Source organism: Telluria sp. AZSoR62 (assembly GCF_058111565.1).
Map to the genome: position 1 here is coordinate 1 of NZ_JBYTST010000149.1, position 362 is coordinate 362.

At 53.0% G+C, this 362-nt stretch carries 1 protein-coding gene; it reads right to left on the reverse strand.

The annotated features are described in order from the left end of the window. The coding region (locus AC3XQU_RS23290; RefSeq protein WP_489876524.1) for a hypothetical protein at positions 1-362 on the reverse strand (362 nt) is incomplete at both ends.

Consider the following 362-nt stretch of genomic DNA (forward strand, 5'->3'; position numbering starts at 1 on the left):
GGTAGAGGAGAGTCTTCGACTTAGCGCGTGCTCGGTGGAGCTATCGCTACCAGACGTCTGTGAGAATGTTGAAGACGCCTGGGCACGCCACCCCTTCATATCGCTTTCGTTCTTCGAAATTTCTGATCCGAAGTCGCGTGACACCTGGCTTAACTGTTCTTTTGACGCCTCTTTCCCGGTCGCGTTCTGGATGCCTGCCTTGAGACCGCCAACGATGCCACCGAGCCCTACGTTTGCGTTGAATGCTTGTGTGAAGGCGTCCTTTTCTGCTCCTTTTAGGCTGAGTGAGTCAGCGATTTTTTCTCCGGATTTCATCGCTTGCTGAGTATTCTTGTCGTAGCTCTGTGCCAGGGAGTGCATGT